The 4,442-nt window shown below is 44.4% G+C and carries 3 protein-coding genes and 1 pseudogene; 1 reads left to right on the forward strand and 3 read right to left on the reverse strand.

Annotated features, from left to right (window positions below; all coding sequences use genetic code 11):
• The 3 genes and pseudogenes from PX484_RS09890 to ccsB all read right to left on the reverse strand — a co-directional run.
• Positions 1-252, reverse strand: a pseudogene (locus PX484_RS09890) (serine/threonine protein kinase); the annotation flags it as partial.
• A 56-nt stretch (positions 253-308) separates the two neighbouring features.
• Positions 309-1,202, reverse strand: coding sequence for an aspartoacylase (locus PX484_RS09895; RefSeq protein ID WP_287765741.1), 894 nt, complete (start codon positions 1,200-1,202; stop codon positions 309-311).
• 232 nt (positions 1,203-1,434) lie between these two features.
• Entirely contained in the window at positions 1,435-2,421 is a 987-nt protein-coding gene (ccsB, locus tag PX484_RS09900; protein ID WP_004163813.1) for a c-type cytochrome biogenesis protein CcsB, read from the reverse strand.
• 132 nt (positions 2,422-2,553) lie between these two features.
• Between ccsB and ftsH the strand changes: the two genes are divergently transcribed.
• A partial coding sequence (gene ftsH / locus PX484_RS09905; RefSeq protein WP_288103679.1) for an ATP-dependent zinc metalloprotease FtsH occupies positions 2,554-4,442 on the forward strand: 1,889 nt, incomplete at its 3' end.

A 4,442-nucleotide genomic window follows, 5' to 3' on the forward strand; every position in this document is an offset into this window, starting at 1 on the left:
ATCGAGGGAAAAATAATCGCGATAGCGGGGAATACGGGGATGATGGAGAGAAGCTAAGACGGCTGCCTCCCGTTCAAATAATTTTAATTCTTCCCACTCCATCTGGGGACTAAAAGCGAGGAGTTTAATAATTACCGATTCTTGGGATAATAGATCAGTAGCTAACCAGGTTTGACGACCGATAGCGGTATTGCCTAGGCGTTGTTGCAGTTGGTAACGTTCAGCTAAAAGAGAATCAGAAGTAAAGGTCATGTTGGCTTTTCCCTTATTTAGACCTGTTTTTTGTCAGGAAAACTGCTGTGGAGGTACTAATTAATATCGATTTGTTTTTTTGCTGTCCAACAAAGGGCGATTCCTTTTTCTTTATAGGAAGATTCTCCAACAAAGATAGGATATAATGTAGATTCCCCACGATAGATAATTTCCTGACCATCAAATCCTAGAAAAATCGGTTGATTGGGTTGAATTGCCTGATAATCTCGTTGGAGAATCTGAGGATGTAACATGGCTTTAATTTCACCCTGTTCATCCCGAGGATAATCGATCGAGCCTAAACGTTGGTAAACTGTTAGGGATTCGCCGAAAGTATCGAGATGGGCAGCGAGATAATTTTCCTGTTCGATATAGTCTAGGATTTGATAGATGAGTGTTTCGGTTTGACGAAAAAGATAGGGACAGATGACACCATGGTTAATTGGACCGATTTCTAGGGTAAAAGCTAGGGGACAAATTCCTTTAAGAAAATGATTTTCTTCCTCGCTGACGGGATGATAAATTAAGCGCACCTCAGGATTAATTTTAGTCAGATAGGTAAAGAGTTTTAATAGCCAAGGATGGGGGTTAGAATAAATAATCGCCAGCATCATGTTAGATGTGGTGCTGTGAATATCTATTAATAAATCAATGGATTTTTCTTGGATTTGTTGATAGATATATTTCGCTATTAGTTGCTCGTGTTGCCGATAATTAGGATTGGCTAAATCTGCTCGGTTAAAACAACGATTTAAATCCGTATCGACATATCTAACCCGTTGCTTTAGGGCCAAGGGATTGGCGATGAGACTGTGGGATTGAAAACTGATGCGGGCCAGGAGATTAGCTGAGTTTTGCAGGTATTTAACCAAATAAGCGGGAGTTAGTTCATTGCCATGCACACCGGCAATTAAAGCCAGATTTTTAATAGTAGTTTTCTGCTCGATCATTTTTTATAATTTTTGAAAAGTTGTAATTATTTATGGTTTACTGAAAAAGTTTCTTGGTGGGGTTAGGAGACAGTTATCAGTTATCAGTTATCAGTTATCAGTTATCAGTTCACTGAGAAAACTCCCCACACCCCACACCCCAATTCATAATTCATAATTCATAATTCATAATTTATAATTCCTACACCCTCTTTCAAGTCAGGAGGGGCAGGTTTGCCCCCCTATAACTGATTTAGAAAAACCAACCGTAGGAATGAAGACCTTTACCTAAAAGATTCACCCCTAAATAACATACCCAAACCACAACAAAACCGCTGGCTGCTAGAATAGCCGGTTTTCTTCCCTGCCATCCCCGGGTAATGCGGGCATGGAGATAAGCAGCAAAAACTAACCAAGTGATTAGCGCCCAAGTTTCTTTTGGATCCCAACTCCAATAGGAACCCCAAGCTTCATTGGCCCAAACCGCCCCGGCGATGATACCGATGGTGAGAAGGGGGAAACCGAGACCAATGACCCGATAACTGATATTATCGAGGGTTTCCGCCAAGCTAAGACGTTGGGGCGAAAGAGTCGCCATCGCTGTTAAGGTGGGAGTTAAAAGGGCGGTTGTGCCACCGTTAGCCGTTTCCACGAAAATTGGAGCCGAAAGAGTGGTAGATAACTTATTTTGCAGACGATAGGCTCCCGTACCCACGGAACTGCCTTTTAACTCGATATTTTGACCTCTAGTAACGATCAGAAAAGCGATCGCCATCAGGGAACCCACCATCAAAGCAGCATAACTTAACATCATGACGCTAACGTGCATCATCAACCAATTCGATTTTAAAGCCGGAACCAAGGGTGCCGAAGTTTGCATTTCTCCTGGTAAAGACAAAGTGGCAAAAGCGGTAATCCCCATGGCTACAGGAGTCGTCACCACCCCCACCAGGCGACTGCGGCTAGTGTACTCAGCAATTAAATGAACCGCAGTTACACCCCAAGCGAGAAAGAATAAAGATTCGTAAAGATTGCTAATGGGGAAATAACCCGCTTCTAACCAACGCGCTCCCAATAAAGCGGCGATACAGAGGTTAGCGATGGCCACTCCCGTGCTGCCCAGGCCCGGCAACAAAGGTATGCTAGGAAAGGCTGCCCCAGCCCAATAAACCAGCATGGTTAAAAACAGGACTAAAAAAGAAGTGTTATCGAGAAAGTTCTCTAAGCTAACTAAATTCATGGGATTTCTCTCGTTTGTCGCTCGCTCGCTACCAAGTATTCCATCCTCTATCCTATCCCATCGGTAAGGCGATCGAGACAGGGAATTGTTAGTATAAACTTTGCATTTTCACTCTGACCCACCCTAAAAATTATGACTAATCAAGAAGATAATCAATTTTCCTGGTCGCGTTTGCCTCTGTTAGGCAAAATCCTGATCATTTGTTCTGGTGTTGCCGCTTTAGGCTATTTTCTTATCCCTCGTCCCTCAGAATTATCCAATATTCCCCTCGAACCCTACAGCGAATTTATCAATAAAGTGGAACGGGGCGACATCAGTAGGGTCAGAATTGGCAATCAAGTCATCTTTTATCAATTAAAAAATCCTTTAGAATCCCTGGCTATTCCGGGTAATCCCCCCGTTAATCCCCCAGAATCAAGTAATCCCTTTCACAGTGATTCTAGTTCTCTGGCCAGCAAACCAAGCAGTAATCTAGTCTCCGGACGAGTCTTGTCCACGATTCCAGTTTATAACCCCCAATTACCCCAACTATTACAGCAAAAAGGCGTAATCTTCGAGGCGATTCCCGTAGCCGAAAACAGTTGGATCAGCACTCTCCTCGCTTGGGTGGTTCCTCCCTTAATTTTAGTCGCCGCCATGCAGTTTCTGTTCTATCGCAACGATGACACGCGTAAATCGCTGCTTTTTAATAAAAATCTCGCTAAAGTTTACGGAGACGACGAAAAATATCCGATTACCTTCAGTGATGTGGCCGGGGCCGAGGAAGCAAAAACCGAGTTAAAGGAAATTGTCGAATTTCTCAAGGATGCCGAGCGCTTTAATAAAATTGGGGCGCGTATTCCTAAGGGTGTTCTCTTAGTCGGACCGCCGGGGACGGGAAAAACTCTCTTAGCAAAAGCGGTCGCGGGGGAAGCAGGAGTGACTTTTTTTAGCATTTCGGCCTCGGAATTCGTGGAATTATTTGTCGGGACCGGGGCAGCCCGGGTACGGGATCTATTTGCCCAAGCGAAGAAAAATGCCCCTAGCATCATTTTTATTGATGAATTGGACGCGATCGGTAAATCGAGAAGTTCGGGATCGGGAACTAGCGGCAGCAATGATGAGCGCGAGCAGACTTTAAACCAACTTTTGACAGAAATGGACGGTTTTAGCCCCAAAGAAGCCGTCGTCATCGTTTTAGCCGCCACCAATCGCCCAGAGACTCTTGATGCCGCTTTATTGCGTCCGGGGCGCTTTGATCGCCAAGTTTTGGTGGATCGTCCCGATTTAGCGGGAAGATTGGCAATTTTGGAAATATACGCCCAACGAGTCCAGATGGGTGAAGATGTTAACCTCAAAGCGATCGCCACCCAAACCCCTGGTTTTGCCGGTGCCGATTTAGCCAACCTCGTCAATGAGGCCGCTCTCTTGGCTGCCCGCAATAATCGGGAAAAAGTCAGTCAAATTGATTTTAAAGAGGCGATAGAAAGAGTTATCGCTGGTTTAGAAAAGAAAAGTCGGGTTTTATCGGAAAAAGAAAAGAAAATCGTCGCTTATCACGAAGTTGGCCATGCTTTAGTTGGTGCTGTCATGCCGGGGGGGGGTTGCGTCGAGAAAATTTCTATCGTTCCCCGGGGTTTATCCGCTTTGGGTTATACCCTGAAAATTCCCACGGAAGACCGTTTTTTGATGACAGAAACCGAATTTAAAGAACAAATTACTATGTTATTGGGCGGTCGGGCAGCCGAAGAATTAATCTTTGGCAGTGTCACTAATGGCGCTTCCGATGATTTACAAAGGGCGACGGATATTGCTGAAAGAATGGTGACAATGTATGGTATGAGTAAATCCCTGGGACCCCTAGCCTACGATAAAACAGGACAGGCTAATTTTTTAGGTAATAATCAGGGTAGTCCCCGCCGTTCGATCGGGGAAAATACGGCCAAAGCGATCGATGAAGAAGTTAAACAAATTATCGACGCTAGTTACCAAAAAGCCCTAGCAATTCTCAGTCACAACCGCAATTTATTAGAGTCCATTAC

The sequence above is a fragment of the Microcystis sp. M49636_WE2 genome (genome assembly GCF_030065375.1).
Classification (GTDB): Bacteria; Cyanobacteriota; Cyanobacteriia; order Cyanobacteriales; family Microcystaceae; genus Microcystis; species Microcystis aeruginosa_C.